This window comes from Psychrobacter sp. 1Y4, from assembly GCF_051847555.1.
This window is the reverse complement of the sequence record NZ_JBPYDE010000235.1, coordinates 1-940: the sequence shown is the minus strand read 5'-3', so window position 1 is coordinate 940 and position 940 is coordinate 1. Positions and strand designations below refer to the sequence as shown.

Genomic DNA, 940 nt, shown 5'->3' with positions numbered 1-940 from the left:
GGTCACTCAATGATTAAACAGCAACGACACTAAAGCCGTTACCCCAAAAAATCATGATGCCCCAAAATAGAAATACTAAAATAGCGATAATCATCAATGACTGTAGCACTAAACGTAAACCTGCTGCGCTTGAGCCCAGTTTGCCTGTCGTAATATAGTCAGTGAATACTGTCCACATTCCCACCCAAGCATGGCCAGCTAGTGCAAGTACAGCAACTAAGCTGAATAAACGCATTGGCAGGCTAGTCATGAATGATGACCACTCAAGATATGTGACATCGCCGTGGGTCAAAAAGAAGCCCAGCAACACCACACTATAAACGGCTAAAACAACAGCACTAATACGCTGAATAATCCAATCGCGTGAGCCTGAACCTGTCAGACCAGTAGCACTTTTGATTCCTGAATCATTTTTAATCATTAGAACATCACCCATATAAATGACGCGACAACTAAAATCGCTGCAATGACAAAACTGACCATAGAGGCGGTGCGGCCAGATTTTAGCTCTTCGTTCATGCCCATATCAGCAAATAGATGTTTGATACCCATCACGAAGTGATATGCGATGGCGGCAACAAATATCCATGCCAAAAAGCGCACAAGTACGTTGTCAAATACGGTCTCAAAACTCTCAGGCGATGCCAATGAGTTCTGTAATAGCCACAGCATTACAGGAATTAATAAGAATAAAATAATGCCAGAGATACGATGCAAGATAGAGGCGATTGCGATCGGTGAGCGATTAACGCTAATCACTTGGCTTAGAGGCAGATCAATAGGTCGGTTGCTTTTCACAGCGGGCATCCTTTTTGCGGTTATACTCCTGTATCTGCTATCAACGCTTGACGAAAATGGTGTCAGTTGAGCATCGAGCAACACACGAGATGAATAAAGTAAGGAAGAGCTAGCTGACTTCTTTTAGTTTGTGCTAAATATG

General features: G+C 43.0%; 2 protein-coding genes. Both read right to left on the bottom strand.

Going from position 1 to position 940, the window contains the following annotated elements:
• Positions 1 to 13: 13 nt before the first annotated feature.
• Complete coding sequence (sdhD, locus tag ACS8FC_RS15470; protein ID WP_227511562.1) at positions 14 to 400, bottom strand: succinate dehydrogenase, hydrophobic membrane anchor protein; 387 nt, start codon at positions 398 to 400, stop codon at positions 14 to 16.
• Positions 401 to 420: 20 nt separating this feature from the next.
• Positions 421 to 807: a succinate dehydrogenase, cytochrome b556 subunit gene (sdhC, locus tag ACS8FC_RS15465; RefSeq protein WP_075105828.1), complete on the bottom strand. Its 387-nt coding sequence runs from the start codon at positions 805 to 807 to the stop codon at positions 421 to 423.
• Positions 808 to 940 lie beyond the last annotated feature (133 nt).

Coding starts and splice junctions, on each gene's coding strand:
- sdhC (WP_075105828.1), bottom strand. CDS start 807: ATGCCCGCTGTGAAAAGCAACCGACCTATTGATCTGCCTCTAAGCCAA.